This is a genomic window from Blautia sp. SF-50, from assembly GCF_900101315.1.
Classification (GTDB): Bacteria; Bacillota; Clostridia; order Lachnospirales; family Lachnospiraceae; genus Blautia_A; species Blautia_A fusiformis.
This window is the reverse complement of the sequence record NZ_FMUW01000010.1, coordinates 67458-86651: the sequence shown is the minus strand read 5'-3', so window position 1 is coordinate 86651 and position 19194 is coordinate 67458. Positions and strand designations below refer to the sequence as shown.

The 19194-nt window shown below is 42.8% G+C and carries 24 protein-coding genes; 16 read left to right on the top strand and 8 right to left on the bottom strand.

Features of this window, described 5'->3' with window-relative positions; translation table 11 throughout:
- Window positions 1-45: 45 nt before the first annotated feature.
- The 12 genes from rnr to BLP57_RS08380 all read left to right on the top strand — a co-directional run bounded on the left by rnr (window position 46) and on the right by BLP57_RS08380 (window position 11624).
- Entirely contained in the window at window positions 46-2337 is a 2292-nt protein-coding gene (gene rnr, locus BLP57_RS08435; RefSeq protein ID WP_092070890.1) for a ribonuclease R, read from the top strand.
- An 11-nt stretch (window positions 2338-2348) separates the two neighbouring features.
- On the top strand, window positions 2349-2819 hold the full coding sequence (gene smpB / locus BLP57_RS08430) for an SsrA-binding protein SmpB (RefSeq protein WP_092070887.1): 471 nt from the start codon (window positions 2349-2351) through the stop codon (window positions 2817-2819).
- Between the two features lie 54 nt (window positions 2820-2873).
- Window positions 2874-3365 carry an acyl-CoA thioesterase gene (locus BLP57_RS08425; RefSeq protein ID WP_114002727.1) on the top strand — a complete coding sequence of 164 codons (492 nt, stop codon included), beginning with the start codon at window positions 2874-2876 and terminating at the stop codon, window positions 3363-3365.
- A 150-nt stretch (window positions 3366-3515) separates the two neighbouring features.
- The gene (locus tag BLP57_RS08420; RefSeq protein ID WP_092070885.1) at window positions 3516-4544 is read left to right on the top strand and encodes a hypothetical protein; all 1029 of its coding nucleotides are present in this window, start codon (window positions 3516-3518) and stop codon (window positions 4542-4544) included.
- A 14-nt stretch (window positions 4545-4558) separates the two neighbouring features.
- A complete protein-coding gene (gene pyrH / locus BLP57_RS08415; RefSeq protein ID WP_021976283.1) occupies window positions 4559-5254 on the top strand; it encodes a UMP kinase in 696 nt (231 codons plus the stop codon).
- Between the two features lie 45 nt (window positions 5255-5299).
- Window positions 5300-5851, top strand: coding sequence for a ribosome recycling factor (gene frr, locus BLP57_RS08410; protein WP_015526785.1), 552 nt, complete (start codon window positions 5300-5302; stop codon window positions 5849-5851).
- Window positions 5852-5917: 66 nt separating this feature from the next.
- On the top strand, window positions 5918-6625 hold the full coding sequence (locus BLP57_RS08405) for an isoprenyl transferase (protein ID WP_015526784.1): 708 nt from the start codon (window positions 5918-5920) through the stop codon (window positions 6623-6625).
- Window positions 6626-6628: 3 nt separating this feature from the next.
- The gene (locus BLP57_RS08400) at window positions 6629-7423 is read left to right on the top strand and encodes a phosphatidate cytidylyltransferase (RefSeq protein ID WP_015526783.1); all 795 of its coding nucleotides are present in this window, start codon (window positions 6629-6631) and stop codon (window positions 7421-7423) included.
- A gap of 11 nt (window positions 7424-7434) precedes the next feature.
- Window positions 7435-8577: a 1-deoxy-D-xylulose-5-phosphate reductoisomerase gene (gene dxr / locus BLP57_RS08395; protein WP_015526782.1), complete on the top strand. Its 1143-nt coding sequence runs from the start codon at window positions 7435-7437 to the stop codon at window positions 8575-8577.
- A 10-nt stretch (window positions 8578-8587) separates the two neighbouring features.
- Window positions 8588-9865, top strand: coding sequence for an RIP metalloprotease RseP (rseP, locus tag BLP57_RS08390; RefSeq protein ID WP_303006929.1), 1278 nt, complete (start codon window positions 8588-8590; stop codon window positions 9863-9865).
- 158 nt (window positions 9866-10023) lie between these two features.
- On the top strand, window positions 10024-10848 hold the full coding sequence (locus BLP57_RS08385) for a hypothetical protein (protein ID WP_092070879.1): 825 nt from the start codon (window positions 10024-10026) through the stop codon (window positions 10846-10848).
- A gap of 80 nt (window positions 10849-10928) precedes the next feature.
- Complete coding sequence (locus BLP57_RS08380; protein WP_330389385.1) at window positions 10929-11624, top strand: carboxypeptidase-like regulatory domain-containing protein; 696 nt, start codon at window positions 10929-10931, stop codon at window positions 11622-11624.
- Here BLP57_RS08380 and BLP57_RS08375 read toward each other — a convergent pair.
- The 5 genes from BLP57_RS08375 to BLP57_RS08355 form a co-directional block, all read right to left on the bottom strand.
- Window positions 11592-13160, bottom strand: a complete 1569-nt coding sequence (locus BLP57_RS08375) for a recombinase family protein (RefSeq protein ID WP_092070876.1) — start codon at window positions 13158-13160, stop codon at window positions 11592-11594. The two genes, BLP57_RS08380 and BLP57_RS08375, sit on opposite strands and share 33 nt — an antisense overlap.
- A gap of 170 nt (window positions 13161-13330) precedes the next feature.
- Window positions 13331-14035 carry an NYN domain-containing protein gene (locus tag BLP57_RS08370; protein ID WP_242872581.1) on the bottom strand — a complete coding sequence of 235 codons (705 nt, stop codon included), beginning with the start codon at window positions 14033-14035 and terminating at the stop codon, window positions 13331-13333.
- A 614-nt stretch (window positions 14036-14649) separates the two neighbouring features.
- On the bottom strand, window positions 14650-15117 hold the full coding sequence (locus BLP57_RS08365; protein WP_092070873.1) for an ImmA/IrrE family metallo-endopeptidase: 468 nt from the start codon (window positions 15115-15117) through the stop codon (window positions 14650-14652).
- 19 nt (window positions 15118-15136) lie between these two features.
- A complete protein-coding gene (locus tag BLP57_RS08360) occupies window positions 15137-15409 on the bottom strand; it encodes a DUF2442 domain-containing protein (RefSeq protein ID WP_242872580.1) in 273 nt (90 codons plus the stop codon).
- A gap of 364 nt (window positions 15410-15773) precedes the next feature.
- Window positions 15774-16241, bottom strand: coding sequence for a helix-turn-helix domain-containing protein (locus tag BLP57_RS08355; protein WP_227588762.1), 468 nt, complete (start codon window positions 16239-16241; stop codon window positions 15774-15776).
- A gap of 175 nt (window positions 16242-16416) precedes the next feature.
- Here BLP57_RS08355 and BLP57_RS08350 point away from each other — a divergent pair, with 175 nt between their 5' ends.
- Together BLP57_RS08350 and BLP57_RS18445 are read left to right on the top strand one after the other, a co-directional pair.
- The gene (locus BLP57_RS08350) at window positions 16417-16650 is read left to right on the top strand and encodes a DUF739 family protein (protein ID WP_092070867.1); all 234 of its coding nucleotides are present in this window, start codon (window positions 16417-16419) and stop codon (window positions 16648-16650) included.
- A 106-nt stretch (window positions 16651-16756) separates the two neighbouring features.
- Window positions 16757-16882: a hypothetical protein gene (locus BLP57_RS18445; RefSeq protein ID WP_255363766.1), complete on the top strand. Its 126-nt coding sequence runs from the start codon at window positions 16757-16759 to the stop codon at window positions 16880-16882.
- Between the two features lies 1 nt (window position 16883).
- Here BLP57_RS18445 and BLP57_RS08345 read toward each other — a convergent pair whose 3' ends face one another.
- The gene (locus BLP57_RS08345) at window positions 16884-17591 is read right to left on the bottom strand and encodes a DUF4145 domain-containing protein (protein ID WP_092070864.1); all 708 of its coding nucleotides are present in this window, start codon (window positions 17589-17591) and stop codon (window positions 16884-16886) included.
- Between the two features lie 492 nt (window positions 17592-18083).
- Here BLP57_RS08345 and BLP57_RS08340 point away from each other — a divergent pair, with 492 nt between their 5' ends.
- The gene (locus BLP57_RS08340; protein ID WP_092070861.1) at window positions 18084-18413 is read left to right on the top strand and encodes a hypothetical protein; all 330 of its coding nucleotides are present in this window, start codon (window positions 18084-18086) and stop codon (window positions 18411-18413) included.
- Here the strand turns inward: BLP57_RS08340 and BLP57_RS08335 are convergent.
- Entirely contained in the window at window positions 18399-18584 is a 186-nt protein-coding gene (locus BLP57_RS08335) for a hypothetical protein (protein WP_092070858.1), read from the bottom strand. The two genes, BLP57_RS08340 and BLP57_RS08335, sit on opposite strands and share 15 nt — an antisense overlap.
- Window positions 18585-18710: 126 nt before the next feature.
- Between BLP57_RS08335 and BLP57_RS08330 the strand changes: the two genes are divergently transcribed.
- Window positions 18711-18908 carry a hypothetical protein gene (locus BLP57_RS08330; RefSeq protein ID WP_092070855.1) on the top strand — a complete coding sequence of 66 codons (198 nt, stop codon included), beginning with the start codon at window positions 18711-18713 and terminating at the stop codon, window positions 18906-18908.
- On the opposite strand, the gene BLP57_RS08325 is transcribed toward BLP57_RS08330, so the two are convergent.
- Complete coding sequence (locus BLP57_RS08325; RefSeq protein WP_092070852.1) at window positions 18882-19115, bottom strand: hypothetical protein; 234 nt, start codon at window positions 19113-19115, stop codon at window positions 18882-18884. The genes BLP57_RS08330 and BLP57_RS08325 overlap by 27 nt on opposite strands.
- Window positions 19116-19194 lie beyond the last annotated feature (79 nt).

Genomic DNA, 19194 nt, shown 5'->3' with positions numbered 1-19194 from the left:
CAGGGGCACGGGTGAGCCTTCCTCCGGAATGATAACAGGGTAAAAATGAAATATAAATATGAAACAGGAGAAAATGTGAAAAGATCGAAAAATTTTGAAAAAAGAAAAAAGTTTATAATGGAGCTTCTGGGAGATCCGCTGTATAAGCCCATGCGCCTGCGTGAGATCGCATCTCTTCTTCAGCTGGATAAGAGTGAGAAAAAAGAGCTTTTTGACGTGCTGGACGAGCTTTGCGCCCAGGGCAAGGCTGAAGTAGATAATAAAGGAAGATACAGCAAGGTTTCCGGCAAGCGCAGAGACAGACGAAAGAATAAAGAAGCTCTGAAGGCAGAAAAGCCGGAGCGTGGCCGTAAGGGAAGAGAATGCAGAGAGAAGAATCATGAGGAATATCGTTTCTCCGAGAAGGACGGAACCCTCATGGAGGGAACTTTTATTGGCCATTACAAGGGCTTTGGCTTTGTGGAAGTGGAGGGTCAGGAACAGGATATTTTTATTCCGGAAAATGACACGGGAAGCGCCATGCATCAGGATAAGGTGCAGATCCTTGTACGGAACGGACATAAAGAGGGAAAACGTCAGGAAGGCGTTGTGCTGAAGGTTCTGGAAAGGGGAATGCCTTCGATCGTGGGAACATACCAGAGCAGCCGTGATTATGGCTTTGTGATCAGTGATAACCCCAAATTTTCCAAAGATATCTTTATTTCCAGAAAAAACTCCATGGGAGCAAAGGACGGAGACAAGGTAGTTGCAGAGATCACAGATTACGGCTCCAGAAACCGGAAGCCGGAAGGAAAGATCACGGAGGTGCTGGGAAACTTACGTTCACCTGGAACAGATATCCTTGCTATTGTGAAGAGCTTTAACATACCAAGTGTATTTCCTGACAAAGTACTTCGTCAGGCTGACCGTGTGCCGGATCATGTACAGGAAGCGGATCTGGATGGAAGACTGGATCTCAGAAATCTTGTTACAGTTACCATTGACGGTGAGGATGCAAAGGATCTGGATGATGCCATTTCCCTGACAAAGGAGGATGGAATCTACCATCTGGGTGTGCACATCGCAGACGTGAGCAACTATGTTCAGGGCGGCAGTGCCCTTGACAGAGAGGCACTGAAGCGCGGAACTTCCGTCTATCTTGCAGACCGTGTCATTCCCATGCTCCCGGAGCGGCTTTCCAACGGTATCTGTTCTCTGAACCAGGGACAGGACCGTCTGACCTTAAGCTGTCTGATGGATGTTGATGAAAAAGGAAAGGTGATTTCCCATAAGATCGCAGAAACCGTGATCCGTGTAGATGAGCGTATGTGTTACACAGATGTGAAAAATATTCTGGAAGATACTGATGAGGTGGCGAAGAAACGCTATGAAGCTCTGATCCCCATGTTTTTCCTGATGAAAGAGCTTTCCGGGATCCTGCGCAGCCGCCGTCATACAAGAGGTTCCATTGACTTTGATTTTCCGGAAAGTAAGATCATCCTGAATGCGGCAGGAAGAGCTATTGATGTGCAGCCTTATGAAGCCAATGTGGCAACTAGGATCATTGAAGATTTTATGCTTCTTGCCAATGAAACTGTGGCACAGGAATACTGCACCGGAGATTATCCCTTTGTATACAGAACGCATGAAAATCCGGATCCGGAAAAGATTGAAAGTCTTCTGATGCTTCTTCATAATGAAGGAGTCAACATACAGAAATCCGGACAGGAGATCACGCCTGGTGAGATCCAGGAGATCCTGGAAAGTATTGAGGGAATGCCCAATGAGGCACAGATCAGCCGCCTGACCTTGCGTACCATGAAACAGGCAAAATATACTACGGAATGCAGCGGACATTTCGGACTTGCAGCGAAGTATTACTGCCACTTTACTTCTCCGATCCGAAGATATCCGGATCTTCAGATCCACAGGATCATCCATGACCGTCTGAGAGGCAGACTGGTAAGGGAAGGACGTACCGAGCATTACAAGGAGATCCTGGATGAAGTGGCGCGCCAGTCCAGTGTGTGCGAACGGCGTGCAGACGAAGCAGAAAGAGAATCCGATAAGCTGAAGAAAGCAGAGTATATGTCCTATCATCTCGGAGAGGAGTATGAGGGGATCATCTCCGGCGTTACAGGATGGGGACTTTATGTGGAGCTTCCGAATACCGTAGAAGGACTGATCCATATCAATACATTACGAGATGACTATTATGTATTTGACCAGGATGCATATGAACTGCGGGGCGACATGACAGGAAAGATCTTCCGTCTTGGGCAGAAGGTCCGTGTCCGTGTGGCAGATGCGGATAAAATGCTGAAAACCGTGGATTTTGTCCTGGCTGAGGAAGACTGAGGGAGCGCGAAATGGCAAAAAAAACAGGAATGAAACTGATCGCAAATAATAAAAAGGCTTTTCATGATTATTTTATCGAAGATACCTATGAGGCCGGGATCGCACTTGCAGGAACCGAGGTGAAATCCTTACGTTCCGGTAAATGCAGCATCAAGGAGGCCTTTGTCCGTGTGGAAAACGGAGAAGTTTATGTATATGGAATGCATATCACTCCTTATGAGAAAGGAAACATTTTTAACAAAGATCCTCTTCGTGTGCGTAAGCTTTTGATGCATCGCTACGAGATCAATAAGATCGAAGCTAAATTAAAGGAAAAAGGATTGACTTTGGTACCACTGAAGGTTTATTTCAAGGACAGCCTGGTAAAAATAGAGATTGGCATGGCACGTGGTAAAAAGCTTTATGACAAGCGCCAGGATATTGCAAAGAAGGATCAGAGAAGAGAAGCGGAGCGAGACTTTAAAGTAAAAAATCTTTATTGATCGGCTGGTTTCAACTGAAAAAGTAAAAGTATGATAAAATGCGGGGAATGAGAAATGACAGAGGTACAGGATAGACGTAAAAAAACGGTAGAAGCATCGATGACGGAGCAGGTTCATCTGATCATGCAGCAGCATCTGAACGGAGGCGGAAGACTTTTTGGCGGAGCGCTGATGCAGTGGCTGGATGAGGTTGCCGGAGTGGTAGCTATGCGTCATGCGGAGACATATCGGGTGGTAACTGCGGCAGTGGACAATCTTCAGTTCAAGCATGCGATCTATGAGGGAGAGATCGTAGTACTTAAGGGATATGTGACTTATGTGGGAAGAACTTCCATGGAGGTCGAGATCGATACGTATGTGGAACAGCCGGATGGCATGCGTCATACTGTAAACCGGGCATTTTTTGTGATGGTGGCTGTAGATGAAGACCAGAAACCGATCCAGGTGCCGGAACTGATCATTACCACAGAAGCGGAAAAAGCCCGGAATGAAGCTGCGAAAATGCGCCGTGATATGCGCAGACAGCGAAGGGAAAACGGGTTCTGACCTCAGCTGTTCCAATTTTTGACATAGTTTAAAATATCTAAAGATTCTGTGAAATTCAGAACGGTCAGGTTGACAAGAAAGTGATACTCTGTAATAATAGAAAAGGAAAACCTGACAGCGAATAGGACCATTTTATATGGAGGAGATATAATGAAAAAACGTTATTTGATTCTTGCCGGAATTCTTGCAGCGAGCATGCTTGCAGCCGGTTGCGGAAAGAAGAACTCTGTGGCACCGGAGCAGAAGGTGGAGGCAACGGCAACCCCGACGGTAACGGAAGCTGCGAAAACGGATGTGGTGGAGATGCAGACCTCTACGGATGAAACAGCAAATATCAAGAACGTAATGGGAACCAAGAGTGAGACCACTACCAGTATTGTATTTACCAATAAGATGAACTCCACGATTTCTGCAATTTATGTCCGTCCTACCAGAGATGATGGCGATGACAGTGATGAGACCTGGGGAAGCGATCTTGTAAATGGTAAATTCACACTGGCTTCCAACGACAAGGCTGTTTATTATATGGAGAAGAGTCAGAAGGACGATAACGGAGATACAGCAACAAGCTTTGATGTAAAGATCACATTTACTGACGAAGAGCAGAATGAATGTTTCTTCCGCCAGCTGCCGCTTCCGACGATCTCACAGCTGAGCCTGTGCATGGATGGTGAGGGTGAAGACGGAATTCCATATGCTACATATCTGGCGAGCGGAAGCACCAAGGAGGTGTCTACCCTGAAGGATGTAAAGGCAAGGCTTGGCATTGAGGATGACAGTGAAAGTGACAGTGACAGTACAGATTCTTCAGACAGTACGGCTGTGACTCCGACTCCGGAGAGTTCTGATGATAATGGAGACAGTACAGACAGCAGTTCGTCCGGCAGTTCGGACTCCACATCCACACCGGATCCAACATCTGCACCAGCTTCCTCTGATTCTTCCGATGCACCGGATCCTACGGAAGCACCATCCGGCGAGGATGATCCGGCATCTGTAGCAGCAAGATATATCGGTCAGTCCATGTCTGAGCTTGAGAATGCATGCGGCAGCCCAAATGGCAGTGATTATGAGGACGAGCCGGAGTCCGGTAAGACAGGTTATTATTATTATGATACGTTTACGGTATCCACAACTTTTGACAATGACGGCAATGAAGTTGTATCCGGCGTATGGTAAAGGAGAATAAACATATGAAAAGAGTGTTACTGAAATTAAGCGGAGAGGCTCTTGCAGGAGAGCAGAAGAGAGGCTTTGATGAAGCAACTGTTACAGAGGTTGCCAAACAGATCAAGACGATCGTGGATGAAGGACTTCAGGTTGGTATCGTGATCGGAGGTGGAAATTTCTGGAGAGGACGTACCAGCGGAGCCATGGACAGAAGCAAGGCGGATCAGATCGGCATGCTTGCTACTATCATGAACTGTATCTATGTGTCTGACATCTGCAGATATGTGGGACTTAAGACAGAGGTGTTTACCCCGTTTGTATGTGGTGCATTTACCACACTTTATTCCAAGGATGCTGTAGAAGAGAGCTTCGCAGAAGGAAAGGTTGTATTCTTTGCAGGTGGTACCGGCCATCCGTATTTCTCTACAGATACAGCTACTGTACTTCGTGCTGTTGAGATCGGCGCAGATGCCATTCTTCTTGCCAAGGCTGTTGATGGAATCTATGACAGTGATCCGAAGGTAAATCCGGATGCCAAGAAGTATGATGAGATTTCCATCGATGAAGTAGTTGCAAAGAAGCTGGCAGCTATGGATCTTACCGCTTCCATCATGTGTATGGAGCAGAAGATGCCGATGCTGGTATTCGGTCTTGATGAAAAGGACAGCATCGTCAATACCGTACATGGCAAGTTCTCCGGAACAAAGGTAACCGTGTGATCAAAAGGGAATAATAAAAAAAAACCATACAGGGAGATATGTGAAATGGATGAGAGAATTCAGGTATACGAAACAAAAATGGGAAAAACACTGAATGCTTTGGAGAGTGAGCTGACAACCATCAGAGCCGGCCGTGCAAACCCGCATATTCTTGACAAACTTACCGTAGATTATTATGGAGCACCGACTCCGCTCCAGCAGGTTGCAAACATTTCTGTACCGGAGGCACGTATGATCCAGATCCAGCCGTGGGAATCCAGCATGATCAAAGCGATCGAGAAAGCGATCCTTTGCTCTGATCTGGGATTAAACCCGAGCAACGATGGAAAAATGATCCGTCTTGTTTTCCCGGAGCTTACCGAGGAGCGTCGTAAAGAGCTGGTGAAGGACGTTAAGAAAAAAGGCGAGGGTGCCAAGGTTGCAGTAAGAAATATCCGTCGTGATGCCAACGATGCATTTAAGAAACTTGCAAAACAGGATGTTTCTGAGGATGAGATCAAAGAGCTTGAGGATCAGATCCAGAAACTTACAGATAAGTACATCAAGGAAGTTGACAAGGCGATCGAGAACAAGTCTAAAGAGATTCTGACTGTATAATTGTAAGAAATACGAGGATAGAGAGGGCTTCTTTGAAGAAGCTCTCTTTCTGTATGGAGGAGATTTATGAACGTACCAAATCATATCGCGATCATTCTGGACGGAAACGGACGTTGGGCAAAGGAACGAGGAATGCCGAGAACCTACGGACATGTAAAGGGATGCGCCAATCTTGAAAACATTTGTTATGATATCAAAGACCTTGGGGTGAAATATCTTACGGTTTACGCTTTTTCCACAGAAAACTGGAAACGATCCAGAGAAGAAGTGGAAGCACTGATGAAACTGTTCCGCGGTTATCTTAAGAAATGTATCAAGATTTCCAAGAAAAATAATATGAAGATGAAAGTCATCGGAGATGTTACTGCCTTTGCACCGGATATCCAGCAGAGTGTCCGGGAACTGGAGGAATATTCCAAAGATTTTGATGGTATTTATTTTCAGCTGGCATTAAATTACGGAAGCCGTGATGAGATCCGCCGTGGAATGCAGAAGATGGCACAGGATGTAAAAGACGGAAAAGTTGAGCCGGATGGCATTACAGAAGATACAATTGAGAGCTATCTGGATACTGCAGGTGTACCGGATCCGGATCTTTTGATCCGCACAAGCGGTGAGCAGCGGCTTTCCAATTTCCTGCTTTGGCAGCTTGCCTATTCCGAGTTTTATTTTACACCGGTTGCATGGCCGGATTTCAATAAAGAAGAGCTGATCAAAGCCATCGAGAAATACAATCAGAGAGACAGACGCTACGGTGGCGTCAAGGAGGAGTAGATCATGTTTAAGACAAGACTGATAAGTGGTATCGTCCTTGTCATTATTGCCCTGGCAACTATCATTTCCGGAAGCTGGATCTTATTTTTTACACTTCTGGCTGTTTCACTGATCGGAATGAGAGAGCTTTACAAGGTAATGAAGGTAAGCGATGAGCATGTTACTGTGCTGGAACTTGTAGGATATCTTGGAGCAGTGCTTTATTATATTGCCATGAAAGCTGATTTTGGAAATTACGGAACAATGGCGATCATCATCAGTATGATCCTGATCCTGTTTGTTTATGTATTCGGTTATCCGAAATACCATGCAGAACAGGTGATGGCAGCATTTTTTGGAGTTGTATATGTTGCTGTGATGCTTTCCTTTATCTATCTTACCAGAAGCCTTCCGGACGGAAAATTCCTGGTATGGCTGATATTCCTGTGCTCCTGGGGATGTGACACCTGTGCTTACTGTGTGGGAATGCTTATCGGAAAGCATAAAATGGCGCCAGTTTTAAGCCCGAAGAAATCCATCGAGGGAGCTGTAGGAGGCGTTGCGGGAGCGGCGCTTCTTGGAGTGATTTATGCAGCAGCAACACAGGGAAAAATGGCTGAGTATGCCTTGATCTGCGCAGTTGGAGCTCTGATCTCCATGGTGGGTGATCTGGCTGCATCTGCGATTAAAAGAAACCAGAACATCAAGGACTATGGAAAGCTGATCCCGGGCCATGGAGGAATCCTGGACCGTTTTGACAGTGTGATCATCACAGCCCCTGTTATTTACTATCTTGCAAAAATGATTCTTGGAATTTAGGAGACATTAAAATGAAGAATATTGCAATCTTAGGTTCTACCGGCTCCATCGGGACCCAGACACTGGATGTGGCAAGAAAAAACGAAGACCTTCGGGTTGTTGCAGTCAGTGCAGGCAAAAGTGTGGAGAAGCTGGAAGAGCAGATCCGTGAGTTTCATCCGCTTTTGGCAGCAGTCTGGGATGAAGAAGCAGCCCGGGATCTGAAAACGCGTATTGCGGACACAGATACAAAGGTAGTCAGCGGAATGGAGGGACTTCTGGAGCTTGCGTCCATGCCGGAATCAGAAATTCTTGTCACTGCGATCGTGGGAATGATCGGGATCCGTCCTACCATGGAGGGAATCCGTGCCGGAAAGGACATTGCCCTGGCAAATAAGGAAACCCTTGTCACAGCCGGTCATCTGATCATGCCCATGGCAAAGAAATATGGCGTATCTATCCTTCCGGTAGACAGTGAACACAGCGCTATTTTCCAGGCTATCCACGGAGAAGAAAACAAAGAGATCCACAAGCTTCTGATCACGGCATCCGGTGGTCCCTTCCGCGGACGTACCACAGAAGAGCTGCGAAGGGTCACTGTTGCAGATACTCTGAAGCATCCAAACTGGGTAATGGGACGAAAGATCACCGTAGATTCCGCAACCCTGGTAAACAAAGGGCTGGAAGTTATGGAAGCCAAATGGCTGTTTGACATGGATTTGGATCATATTCAGGTGGTGGTGCAGCCGCAGAGTATCATCCATTCCATGGTGGAGTTTAAGGATGGTGCGATCATGGCACAGCTTGGAACTCCGGATATGAGACTTCCGATCCAGTACGCTCTGTACTATCCGCACAGACGATATCTGGACGGAGACCGCCTTGATTTCACGAAGCTTCATGAGATCACATTTGAGGTTCCGGATATGGAGACATTCCGGGGACTTCCTATGGCGATCCAGGCATCCCGGGAGGGCGGAAGTATGCCGACTGTCTTTAATGCAGCCAATGAGCTTGCAGTAAAGAAATTCCTGGAGGAAAAGATCGGCTTTCTGGATATTTATGAGATTATTGCACAGTCTATGGAAAGACATAAAAAAATCGCACATCCGGATCTGGATGAGATCCTTTCTGTAGAGCAGGATACTTATCAGTGGATCGAAAGCAGGTGGTAAATTGAAATTTGTGATTGCTGTAATTATTTTCAGTGTTGTGATACTGATCCATGAGCTGGGACATTTTCTTCTGGCAAAAAAGAACCATATCGAGGTATTGGAATTTTCTCTTGGTATGGGACCCAGGATCATAAGTACGGTAAAGGGCGGCACACGTTATTCCGTGAAACTGTTTCCTCTTGGAGGTTCCTGCGCCATGGCCGGAGAGGATGCGGAAGATGACAGTCCGGGAACCTTTAATTCGGCTCCTGTGTGGGGCAGGATCGCAGTGGTTGCTGCAGGTCCGGTATTTAATTTTCTGCTGGCATTTGTTTTGTCTGTGATCATTGTAGGCTGTATGGGCTATGATCCGGCAACCGTATTAGAAGTAACCCAAAATTCTGCTGCGGAAAAGGCCGGATTGAAAAAGGGCGATGTGATCACGGAATATCAGGGCTACCATATTGATCTGGGGAAAGATCTTTATGTATATTCGTATCTCAACGAACTGAAAGAGGGAGATACCATCCGGCTGAAAGTAAAACGTGATGGAAAGGAACAGGAGATTTCCTATAAACCAGATGTAAATGTGCGGTATCTTCTTGGCTTTAACCGTTCCGATGTAAATTCCATGACAGTGGAATCACTGATCAAGGGAATGCCACTGGAAGAGGCAGGTCTGGAAGCCGGCGATGTGATCACGAAGATCAACGGTGTGGAGGTTCCGGATGGAAATGCATATGAAAAATACATCGAGGAGCATCCGTTATCCAAGAAACCTGTGACGATCACCTATGAGCGTAACGGACTGGAATATGAGGCAGAGATAACACCAAGGGAATACAGAACACCGGTTTCCGGTTTCGGATATAACACATACAGTGAAAAAACTTCCGGCTTTAATGTTCTGAAATATGGTGCTGTGGAAGTGAAATACATGATCCGTACTACGATCTTAAGCCTGAAAGAGCTTGTGACCGGTCACCTTGGAATGAAAGACTTAAGTGGTCCTGTGGGTATTGCGGATGCCATTGGCGACACTTACGAACAGTCCAAGAGTGAGGGAACGCTGATGATCTGGATGAATTTGTTGAATATGGCAGTTCTTCTTTCTGCAAACCTGGGAGTGATGAACCTTCTTCCTCTTCCTGCGCTGGATGGAGGAAGGCTGGTATTTCTGGTGGCAGAAGCGATCCGGAGAAAACCGGTAAACCGTCAGGTAGAAGGCATGATCCATTTTGCGGGGCTGATGCTTCTGATGGCGTTGATGGTTATCGTTATGTATAATGATATTCTGAAGATATTCTGATATCTGGCGGAAGAAGGTAAATATTAAGTGTTACTGAGAACGGAGTGAACAATAACTATCAAGTGCTGTATGATCTGTGAGGAGATGATACAGCACTTTTTTTTGTACAGATATTTATTATATAATAAAGGCATCAGAGTAAAGGGGGATATATAAATTTGAAAAAGGATATTTTAATACTGGCGGCATTGATAGCAGTTGTTATAGCAGTTCCATTTCTGGCTACAAAGGCAGAAGAGGCAATCCAGATTAAAAATGAGGAATTTAAGGAAAAACAGAACAGGGAATGTTATGAAAAAGCGGAAGAATGCATGAATGCAGGCAAATATGATGAGGCGATAGAGCTGCTGGAAAAACTTCCGGGATATTATGAGGATGTAGAATATATTATCCAATATGCAAAGTTTTGCGATGCTGTTCAGAATGGAGAAGGAATTGAGGAACTGTATAAGCTTATATGGTATGTTCCAAAGGGAGATGAGTACAGTAGCAAATATATAGAAGAATTGAGGAAGGCCCAGAAAGATACAGAAGAACAATACAAAAAATATATGGCACAGAAAGAAAAAGAAGAGGAAGAAAGAATGAGAAAAAAGGATGAGCCATATAAGGGAATGAAAGAAAAATACATAAACATTACGCTTCTGGGAAGGGCAAAAGAGAAAAGAACAGAACATTACTGGCGGGACACACCGGGAAAAAGGACACAGGACATTCAGTACAGATATATGTGGTATAACAGCAATGGAGCAAAAAAATTCATGGCAGTCTGCAGAAACGGACGGGTCAGCAGTGTAGTGGAATTTGTTTCATCCACAACATCCGGGAAAAAAACTTACCGTGGAAATACCAGCAGGAATAATGACAGAAAAGATATGTACGATGTGCAGGATTATGATGATCCGGAAGATTTTTATTATGATCATGCAGATGAGTTTGATGATATCCAGGATGCGGAAGATTACTGGGAGGAAGCACAGTAGGAGATATGGCATTTTGAGATTCTGTACATATACTAGCAGAGAACCAGTGTGCTTTCAGGCACAAAAAGGAGCCTCTGTTTATGAAAAATCATTCTTATATTTCCATGCAGCAGGATATGCCGGATCAGGGACAGCTGCAGGTGACGGTGCTGGACAGTGCCAGTAACCGTCCTGTGGAAAATGCTGCAGTGCGGATCTCGTACACAGGAGTCCCGGATAATGTGATCGAAGAAGTCCGTACGGATTCCTCCGGAAAAACGCCCATGCTGGAGCTGGCAGCTCCTCCACTGGAATACAGCATGAAACCGGTGGAGCAGCAGCCTTATGCAGAATATACAGTTCGGATCAGTGCAGAGGGTTTTACACCAAAAGAAGTTGCCGGGACAGAAGTTCTTCCCCATTCCATTGCCAGGCAGGGAGCATCCCTTAGCAGACAGCAGGGTAGTGGAGAGGACTATCAGCGGATCGTCATCGGACCCCATACGCTTTTTGGGGAATATCCTCCCAAAAATCCGGAAGCAGAGATCAAGCCGATAAATGAAACCGGCGAGATCGTATTAAACAAAGTGGTGATCCCGGAGTATATCGTAGTCCACGACGGGCCAATAGGGGATACCTCTGCACAGGATTATTATGTAAGATATAAGGATTATATCAAAAACGTGGCCAGCAGTGAGATCTACGCAACTTGGCCGGAGGACACGATACGTGCCAATGTGTGGGTGCATAAAGGCTACCCACACTTACTTTTGCTGGATTTTCGGATAAATATCTAAAGTAAAAGAGATGTCATCGCCATTTTTCCATGTATTTTTTGCGTTTTTAGTATAAACAGCCTTTTCTATCAATTCACGGAGAAATCGATTCTTTGTAGAGGTATCCCACGTCCAGTAATTTGCGAGAAGATCCTCGCACTTGGGAATAAAAGAGGAACGTTGAAACTGAAGTTCCTGTTCATGTTCAATTTCTTGCTTCAGAGAAAGAATTACTGCATCGCAGGCAGACAGCTCGGCAGCAGTAGCACGGGAGCGTTCAAGAAATTCTTCCGTGGAGTAAATTCCCTGTTCAAGAAGATCGTACTGCCTTTGTTTCCTTTTCTTTAAAATATCAATTTCTTTTAATTTTCCTTGAATCATTTTTTCTCTTTCAGAAATAGAAAGAGAATACTTCTGATCGGAAACACTGTTATTTAGTCTGTAGCCATCTACAAGCTCTTGGATTCCGTCAAGAAGAGCTTTTTCAACAAGAGGAAGCTTGCTGCTTATATTGCTACAAGAACTGTATGGGCACCGGATCAGATCACCCTGTCTTCCGTTAGGGGATTTACGAGTCATAACATGATCACATTTTCCACAACGAACAATACCGGCAAGAGGGTTACGAAGAACATGCAAAGAGTTAAGCGGCCGTGCAGGATTTTTGTTTACGATATCTTGAGCTTGCTGAAAGAGTTCCCTTGATACAATAGCAGGATGCCTGCCTTTGACAAGAATATAATCCTGAGCGAAAGGACGGGAGATAGTTATTTGCCCATCCTTTATATGCTTTACTGCTTTCCGACTGTTCCATCGTATCATTCCTTCATATACTGGATTTCTGAGGATTGCCTGCACACGAGAAATGGTCCATAGGCCACCATCCATGGTCTTGATTCCGGAATCATTTAATTTACGGCAGATCTTAGCCATTCCAATTCGCTCACCTGCCACTCCGTGGACATACAAATGGAATATGAGCTTAACGATCTCTGCCTGATCAGGAACAGGCTGCAGCGTCCACCCTTTTTCACCAACAAGTTTTACACGGGAATATCCGTAAGGCGGTTTACTGCCACAATATTTCCCCTCTTTTGCAGAAGATTCGCGACCCGCAGTGAGACGGCGGCGAATGGTCTTGTATTCACGCCGGGACATAAAAAGTCCGAATTCAAAATACTCTTCGTCGTATTCGTTGTTTGGATCGTAAGTTTTAAGTGGAGTAATGATTAATGTGTTGGAGTATTGGAAAGATCTGGCAACAACACCCTGGTCAATGGTATCGCCTCTGGCCAGACGTTCCACTTCAACAACAAGGACGCCATCCCACATACCGGATTCAACTTCCCGAAGAAGTTGTTGCATAACAGGCCTTGCAGAAATCGTCTCACCGGAAACAATCTCTTTATAGATCGCCCCTACATTATAGCCACGCTTTTTTGCAAGATCCAGCAGAATCCGCTCATGCCGGGCGAGAGTTTCACCTTCGCCCCTGGCTTCAGCCTCCTGATCAGCACGGGACTTACGCAGGTAGATACATACATTTAAAAGTTCCATAATATCACCTCGGTTTAAAATATGTAAAAAAGGGTACAAAAATAACGACCACACAAACGTTCTGATTGTGCAGCCGCTCCGAAGATGATACAATATTTTTGCGAAATGAGTAGCATCTTCGGAAGCTACATACCGGTTCCTGTTGGCGCAGGAGCCGGTTTTTTATTAAATCAATCTTGTCTTTTATCAGTGTTTATAAATCTTGAAAGCTGTGATTGAATTCCATCTATATGTTCGAAGAGATCATCTTTGATAGTAGCTCCCATTGGATCTAAGATGAAATCAATACCTTCCCTACGTGCTTGCTTAGCGGCAGGAACGAAGTCGCTGTCACCAGAAATTAAAATAATCTGATCAACCTGATTCTTATAAGCAAGAGAGGAGATGTCGATTCCAATTTTCATATCAACCCCTTTTTGCTCAAGATTGATTGAAAAGTCAGATTCTTTGAGCTGGTCTATACTTATAGAACCATTTAATAATTTTTTTACAGCATCAAATTTTAAATTATAATAAACTTGGTTTTCACTCATACGTCCCAAACGTAAAGCAAATTTTCGCTGATGCTTCAATTCTTTAAAAAAAGCAGTTGTCCAGGCGTATTCATCAGTTTTTCCAAGATTAATACTTCGCTTTAAGAGAGGATGATAAGCATTTTTTTCAATAGGTGGGCAATCATAGTAAAATATACGATATAAATAGCGATATTCATGTTTGTGCTTTAAGTGAAGATAACAATAATCACTCAATTCTTTGGCACGTTGTTCAGGCGTTTTTTCACCAAAATAATAATATGCCCGTTTACGATAAAATCCACCATCTACTAAAATTGCAGTACGTATAATAGGTTTTTCTGAATAAATTTTCTCTTTCATAAGTACTCCTTTACGAAAATACCCCTAGCTTGGCCGATTCCCTTATAGTGGGAGGGCTACTGCTAGGGGTACGCTGTCTTTAATTGGTCACATAAGTGACGATATCATTCGCATTGCGTAATCATGAAGATTACATATTTATATTACGCAAAATAGACAGATATGTCAACCCCTTATTTCAAAATACAACCAGAAAGAATGAAACGTATTCACCTACGATGGACAATATGGAACGTCTGGCAGCAGTGATGAAAGTACGGATATCAGATCTTTACGATTCTCAGTATAAGTGAGCGGTCAAATTCTATTGTAATCCAAGTTCTTTCATAACATCGTCGTGAGAAAGAGAAGGCTGATAATCAGGATCTCCGGAAGCGTAAGCTTTCAAAGCAGCGAGCTCATCAGGACCAGGCGCAACTTATTTTGCATTACTGAGAGCGAAAGAACTCTGAATTAAATTCCAGACTTTTTCTGCATCCTCTTCGCTCATAATTGTAACTGCACCAAGAATCCGTTCTTTTACATTAGACATAAAGATCACACTCCTTTATAAATCTGTCCACGATTTCCAATATCTATAATTTCCATGTGTATCCAAATAAATATACCCTCCTTTATAAATTATCAATTCTCATCACTGCCAACCGTGGAATAAAGTAAATCATATAATTATCCACAGCAACATACCGTCCGTACTTGGAACGGTAGCAGTCAATCACCTCAGTGAGATAATCCTCCGGCACTTCCAGATACTCAGCCATTTCGTGAAGATTCCGGCAGCAGGCCTCATAAGCATTGATGATCCCGATCAGGCCAACCCGGAGGTTATAGCCGTAAAGTTTGGCACGGTATTCCTGCTTCTGGTTCATCACATTAGTTGATTGATCTAGAATATTACCAGTAGTAGTGTAGTGATGACCAAGTTCTTCAGCCAGCACACAGGACTTTTCAGCCTGAGTGTCAATACTTTTTCGAATAGCAATGCGATTGCCCCGGATCAGACCATCATGTTTTTGAAGTGGACGTTCTTTTACCGTAAGACCGGCCTGATCGGCAGTAGTTAAAAGTTGTTCGTAGGTCAAATAAATCAGTCCTTTTAATTCAAATTGCGGATTTTAAGGACGGATACGCATAACTATGCTCGTACATATATTCAGGAGCACAGTCAATATCTTCGTCCATCCAGGTGACAACTCCATCTACGATTTTGCAGTCTTTGAATATTTTTTCATCAGTTAATGGAGCGAAAGCAGGGCCATTTAATAAGGAAGCATCAAAAAGTCGCTGTTCACCATTTGAAAAAGTGAGAAGCATCATCATATCATCCAATGCTTTTGCTGCAATAACCTGTACATTTTCCGAAGCATTAAACACAAAAACCCCTCCTTACTGTAATAGTTTTAAGGTAAAATATGGTTTGACAAATATTTTAACACTTTGTATAATATACTTAACAAGAGAACCGTTGGTCAGCGTACACCTGACCGCCGGCAAGAGTAATTGTTAAAAATAGCGCCTTATCTTACCAGGACGAGGGCGCTATTTTTTATGCATAAAAGTGATAACAAGAGTTGTGACTGCACAAAGCATAATTACAAAAGTAAATAAATCATTGTATGTAACCATCAGCACCAGCCTCCTTTCACAGAAGTGTCCGGCGGCTGACATAACGCCCCAACAGTTCCCTGGGTAAGTATATTATATTGTCAAAGTATCTGTCAGTCCGATCGGATATGTTCTATTCCCATTGAGAATCATCGTTCATAATATCCAGATCATGCTGAACACCTTCAGGTGTTTGTTCTACATCAGTTCTAACGTGAGCAGCGAGAAGATCTTCCTCCATCTGTTGGGTGGAGAGAAGGTTCTTTGAATATGTGAAAACTTTTCTCTGGTTGTGTGGCGTAAGCTGTTCGCATACTTCAATGATTTCCTTGCATTGAGCAGACTTTGGAGCTGTCTGAAAGGATTTCACCTTATCTGAAACTCTCTCCATAGGAACATCAAATCCCATAAGCCAGGCCTCATTAACATTTAATGCAGCAGCGAGAGCATCTATATTATTTTGACGTGGTTTATATTTCCCAGATATATAAGAACTTAATTGACCTTTATCAATGTTTGCTTTTGAAGCAAGCTGACTCTGAGTTATTTCACGAAGCTCCAGCCCCTGCTTTATTCGCTCTTTTATTTCAACTTTATTCAAGGCGTTATGATCCTCCTTAAAGATTTCTTTAATAGCATTATAAAACAGGGTTGAGAAAATATCAATAATTATTTAAAAGAATTGAGAAAAACTTAAAAAATACATTGACACGAGCGTAAGGCAATGCTATTATAAATACAGTTGAGAAAAACTCAACGCAAGGAGGTGAAAGAACATGCCTTATGATTACAGGAAACTGAGAGGCCGTATAAAAGAAAAGTTTGGAACACAAGCGGAGTTTTCAAAGAATATAGGACTGTCAGAGGTTTCGGTAAGCAATAAGTTAAATAATGTCGTGGACTGGGGGCAAGACGAAATGGAAAATGCGATACACGCATTGGAAATTCCGTTTTCAGATATACACGCTTATTTTTTTACTCATAAAGTTGAGAATATCTCAACTAAATAAAACTGCATAGGAATAAACACAACTATAGAAAAGAAGGTGAAGAGAGATAGAAGGATATTACACAAAAAAAACTGAAGTAGGAACAGGGAGACTTCATATAGAAGTTATGAATTTGCCGGAGTTCAAAAAGTTGATAAAACAGGCAAAAAAAGAAGCCGATCAATTGCGGGAGACAATCAATCGGCTGGAAAATTTTGAACTGGCAATAGATTTTAAAACTCTTGATGAATAAGCTATTTTGGCGAGATAGCTGATGCTTTTTCAACAACAAGGTCCATCGAAATGAAATATTGAGTAGCTTCTATAAAGTTTTTCATATCGGTGAAATTAAACTCCTCGTGTTTACGGACATAATGAGTTTCGTCATTTCCAATCCAAGCGGAACGTTTTGCAAGTGTAACGATTGAATCTGCGGATATATATTTCTCGATACATTTAGCTAATGGTGTGTTCTTTATTTCTTCACTTGAATCAGGATTTTTATGAATGGCGTAATCTTTTATAAGAAACTCCAAAGCTTTACGGTATCCAATTCCACATATTTCGGTTAAACCAGTAGTTTCTGCCAGTTCTGCTTGATTATAGATTTTAACAAACTGCGGAGAAAGTTGTTTTATTTGTTCGGGAAAGTCTGTAGTTCGTAAAGATCTTGGAAATATGTGCTCTATGTGTCCAGCATCTATAAAGCTAGGGGAGACGGAAAAAGTAGAGTATTTTACCATAAAACATTGCTGACAATGCGGGCAAAAGAAAATCGAGTATAAAAAGCTCCCAGAGTAATCGGAGATATAAAAACTTGACTTTGGAAATTCTCCATAGGCTGTATCACATATTGGACATTGACTTGGTAGTTCGATTTCAAAGCTTTTTTTAGGACAATCTGGGGAAAGAGGAGTTGCGTTGATACGTTTTTGTAAATTCATGAGCAGAATTCCTTTCATTTGTATGTATTAGGAAATGCCAGTACCTATATCACAAGAATATGAAAGAAAGCAGGGAAAGTCAATGAGTACACCAAATAATTTTAATCATTTTACTGGGAAAAAGAAAATTAAAGTAAAACATCAACACAGAAACAAATACCAGAAGGGAGGAGTCTGAGATAGAAGAAAAGGTAATTATTTCAAAGAAAGTGTGGATATCACTACTTTCATCTATGCTGACGTTAGCTGTTTTTTCGGCGTGCTGGTGGTTTCATAAAATGTTTTTTCTTATTTTAGTTTGTACATTTTACTCTACAAAGAAGCTTATCGGTGAAGTAATTGGAAACATAAAGTTTGAAGATGAGAAAGCTGATTAGCATTTTATGAAAGATATTACAACAGTATTGAAGGATGATACCATGCTACATAGGAATAAACACAGATACAGGAAAATATGGAATATCTGCTGTCAGATCAGAAGGAATCAGCATAGAGAAGAGGTGAATTAGGATGGAAAACATAAGAAAACCACAAATATTAATTCAGACAGATGGAATTACAAACACAAAAATTCTCATTGACGGAAAAGAGCTTCCGGGAGTTGCAGGAGTGAGATTTTCGCAGAGTTACAAAGAAAACAAAGGACTTCCTGTGTTACAGATCGAACTGAAAGCAACGAATGTTACGTTAGACGCAAAAATGCTCCCTGCATTGCCGGAACCATATAAAGGACAATACATATCAATCAGTAGACTGCTTGCATCGGGTGTAATTCCTAAAGATAAAATGGTAGAGCTTTGCAGGGAGAATGGAATAGAACTGGTTTTAGATACTCCTTAATTCATCTGGAGCAGAAGCGAGAATAGGACATTCGTCTTTACACGGAGATGAACAAGGGAGTTCGCTAATGCCTTTTTCCCATACATTAGTGTTGAAGACATATGTGGCTGATACCTTGATGTCCTTATTTGCTTTTGGACAAAAACCAATTACAGAATACTTTCTTTCCATAAAGATCCTCCTTTCTTTGATACTCGGCATGGCAGTGCCTGTATTTACAGGATAGGAGCATACAGCTCGACAGTCAATGAAAGACGTTCGACAATTTGCTTAAATTTTTATAAAGAGGTGGAAAAAATGAACAGATTTGATCTCTTAAAACAGACAAATACAGATCTTGCAGCTCGCATAATTATAGAATTTGGAAAAAGATTCCACGATAATCCAGAAGCTTTAGTAGAACATCTGGAAAGCAAGATAACAGAAGAAGACCTGCGCCGGATTAATGATGCAGGTCGTAAGGAAGGGTTAAGACCGATCGTCTTTATCCCGTAGGCAATAGTAACAGCCATTTCCGTTTGGGCATCCCATCATTTTTGCATAAATCAAACAAGACATATAAGAATTATCCATTCTAATGTGTTCTGGCTTAATTTTATCAATTTTGCATTCTGCTGTTTCATTATCCAAGTCGTGAATTTCGCCGGTATTGATATTAAGCAGAAAACGTTTGCCATTAAACGGTGTCTGAGATCTTCGCATAATCAACCCTCCTTCCATATGTACTCGGGTGTGTCAGCACCCTGTATATACAGAATAGGAGCGCACTGTCGAAAACACA

Coding starts and splice junctions, on each gene's coding strand:
- BLP57_RS08370 (WP_242872581.1), bottom strand. CDS start 14,035: ATGAAAGAGAAAATTTATTCAGAAAAACCTATTATACGTACTGCAATT.
- BLP57_RS08400 (WP_015526783.1), top strand. CDS start 6,629: ATGTTTAAGACAAGACTGATAAGTGGTATCGTCCTTGTCATTATTGCC.
- BLP57_RS08325 (WP_092070852.1), bottom strand. CDS start 19,115: ATGCGAAGATCTCAGACACCGTTTAATGGCAAACGTTTTCTGCTTAAT.
- rnr (WP_092070890.1), top strand. CDS start 46: ATGAAATATAAATATGAAACAGGAGAAAATGTGAAAAGATCGAAAAAT.
- BLP57_RS08345 (WP_092070864.1), bottom strand. CDS start 17,591: ATGAAAGGAATTCTGCTCATGAATTTACAAAAACGTATCAACGCAACT.
- dxr (WP_015526782.1), top strand. CDS start 7,435: ATGAAGAATATTGCAATCTTAGGTTCTACCGGCTCCATCGGGACCCAG.
- BLP57_RS08350 (WP_092070867.1), top strand. CDS start 16,417: ATGCCTTATGATTACAGGAAACTGAGAGGCCGTATAAAAGAAAAGTTT.
- BLP57_RS08340 (WP_092070861.1), top strand. CDS start 18,084: ATGGAAAACATAAGAAAACCACAAATATTAATTCAGACAGATGGAATT.
- BLP57_RS08335 (WP_092070858.1), bottom strand. CDS start 18,584: ATGGAAAGAAAGTATTCTGTAATTGGTTTTTGTCCAAAAGCAAATAAG.
- BLP57_RS08375 (WP_092070876.1), bottom strand. CDS start 13,160: ATGGAACTTTTAAATGTATGTATCTACCTGCGTAAGTCCCGTGCTGAT.
- pyrH (WP_021976283.1), top strand. CDS start 4,559: ATGAAAAGAGTGTTACTGAAATTAAGCGGAGAGGCTCTTGCAGGAGAG.
- smpB (WP_092070887.1), top strand. CDS start 2,349: ATGGCAAAAAAAACAGGAATGAAACTGATCGCAAATAATAAAAAGGCT.
- BLP57_RS08425 (WP_114002727.1), top strand. CDS start 2,874: ATGACAGAGGTACAGGATAGACGTAAAAAAACGGTAGAAGCATCGATG.
- BLP57_RS18445 (WP_255363766.1), top strand. CDS start 16,757: ATGAATTTGCCGGAGTTCAAAAAGTTGATAAAACAGGCAAAAAAAGAA.
- BLP57_RS08405 (WP_015526784.1), top strand. CDS start 5,918: ATGAACGTACCAAATCATATCGCGATCATTCTGGACGGAAACGGACGT.
- frr (WP_015526785.1), top strand. CDS start 5,300: ATGGATGAGAGAATTCAGGTATACGAAACAAAAATGGGAAAAACACTG.
- BLP57_RS08420 (WP_092070885.1), top strand. CDS start 3,516: ATGAAAAAACGTTATTTGATTCTTGCCGGAATTCTTGCAGCGAGCATG.
- BLP57_RS08380 (WP_330389385.1), top strand. CDS start 10,929: ATGAAAAATCATTCTTATATTTCCATGCAGCAGGATATGCCGGATCAG.
- BLP57_RS08330 (WP_092070855.1), top strand. CDS start 18,711: ATGAACAGATTTGATCTCTTAAAACAGACAAATACAGATCTTGCAGCT.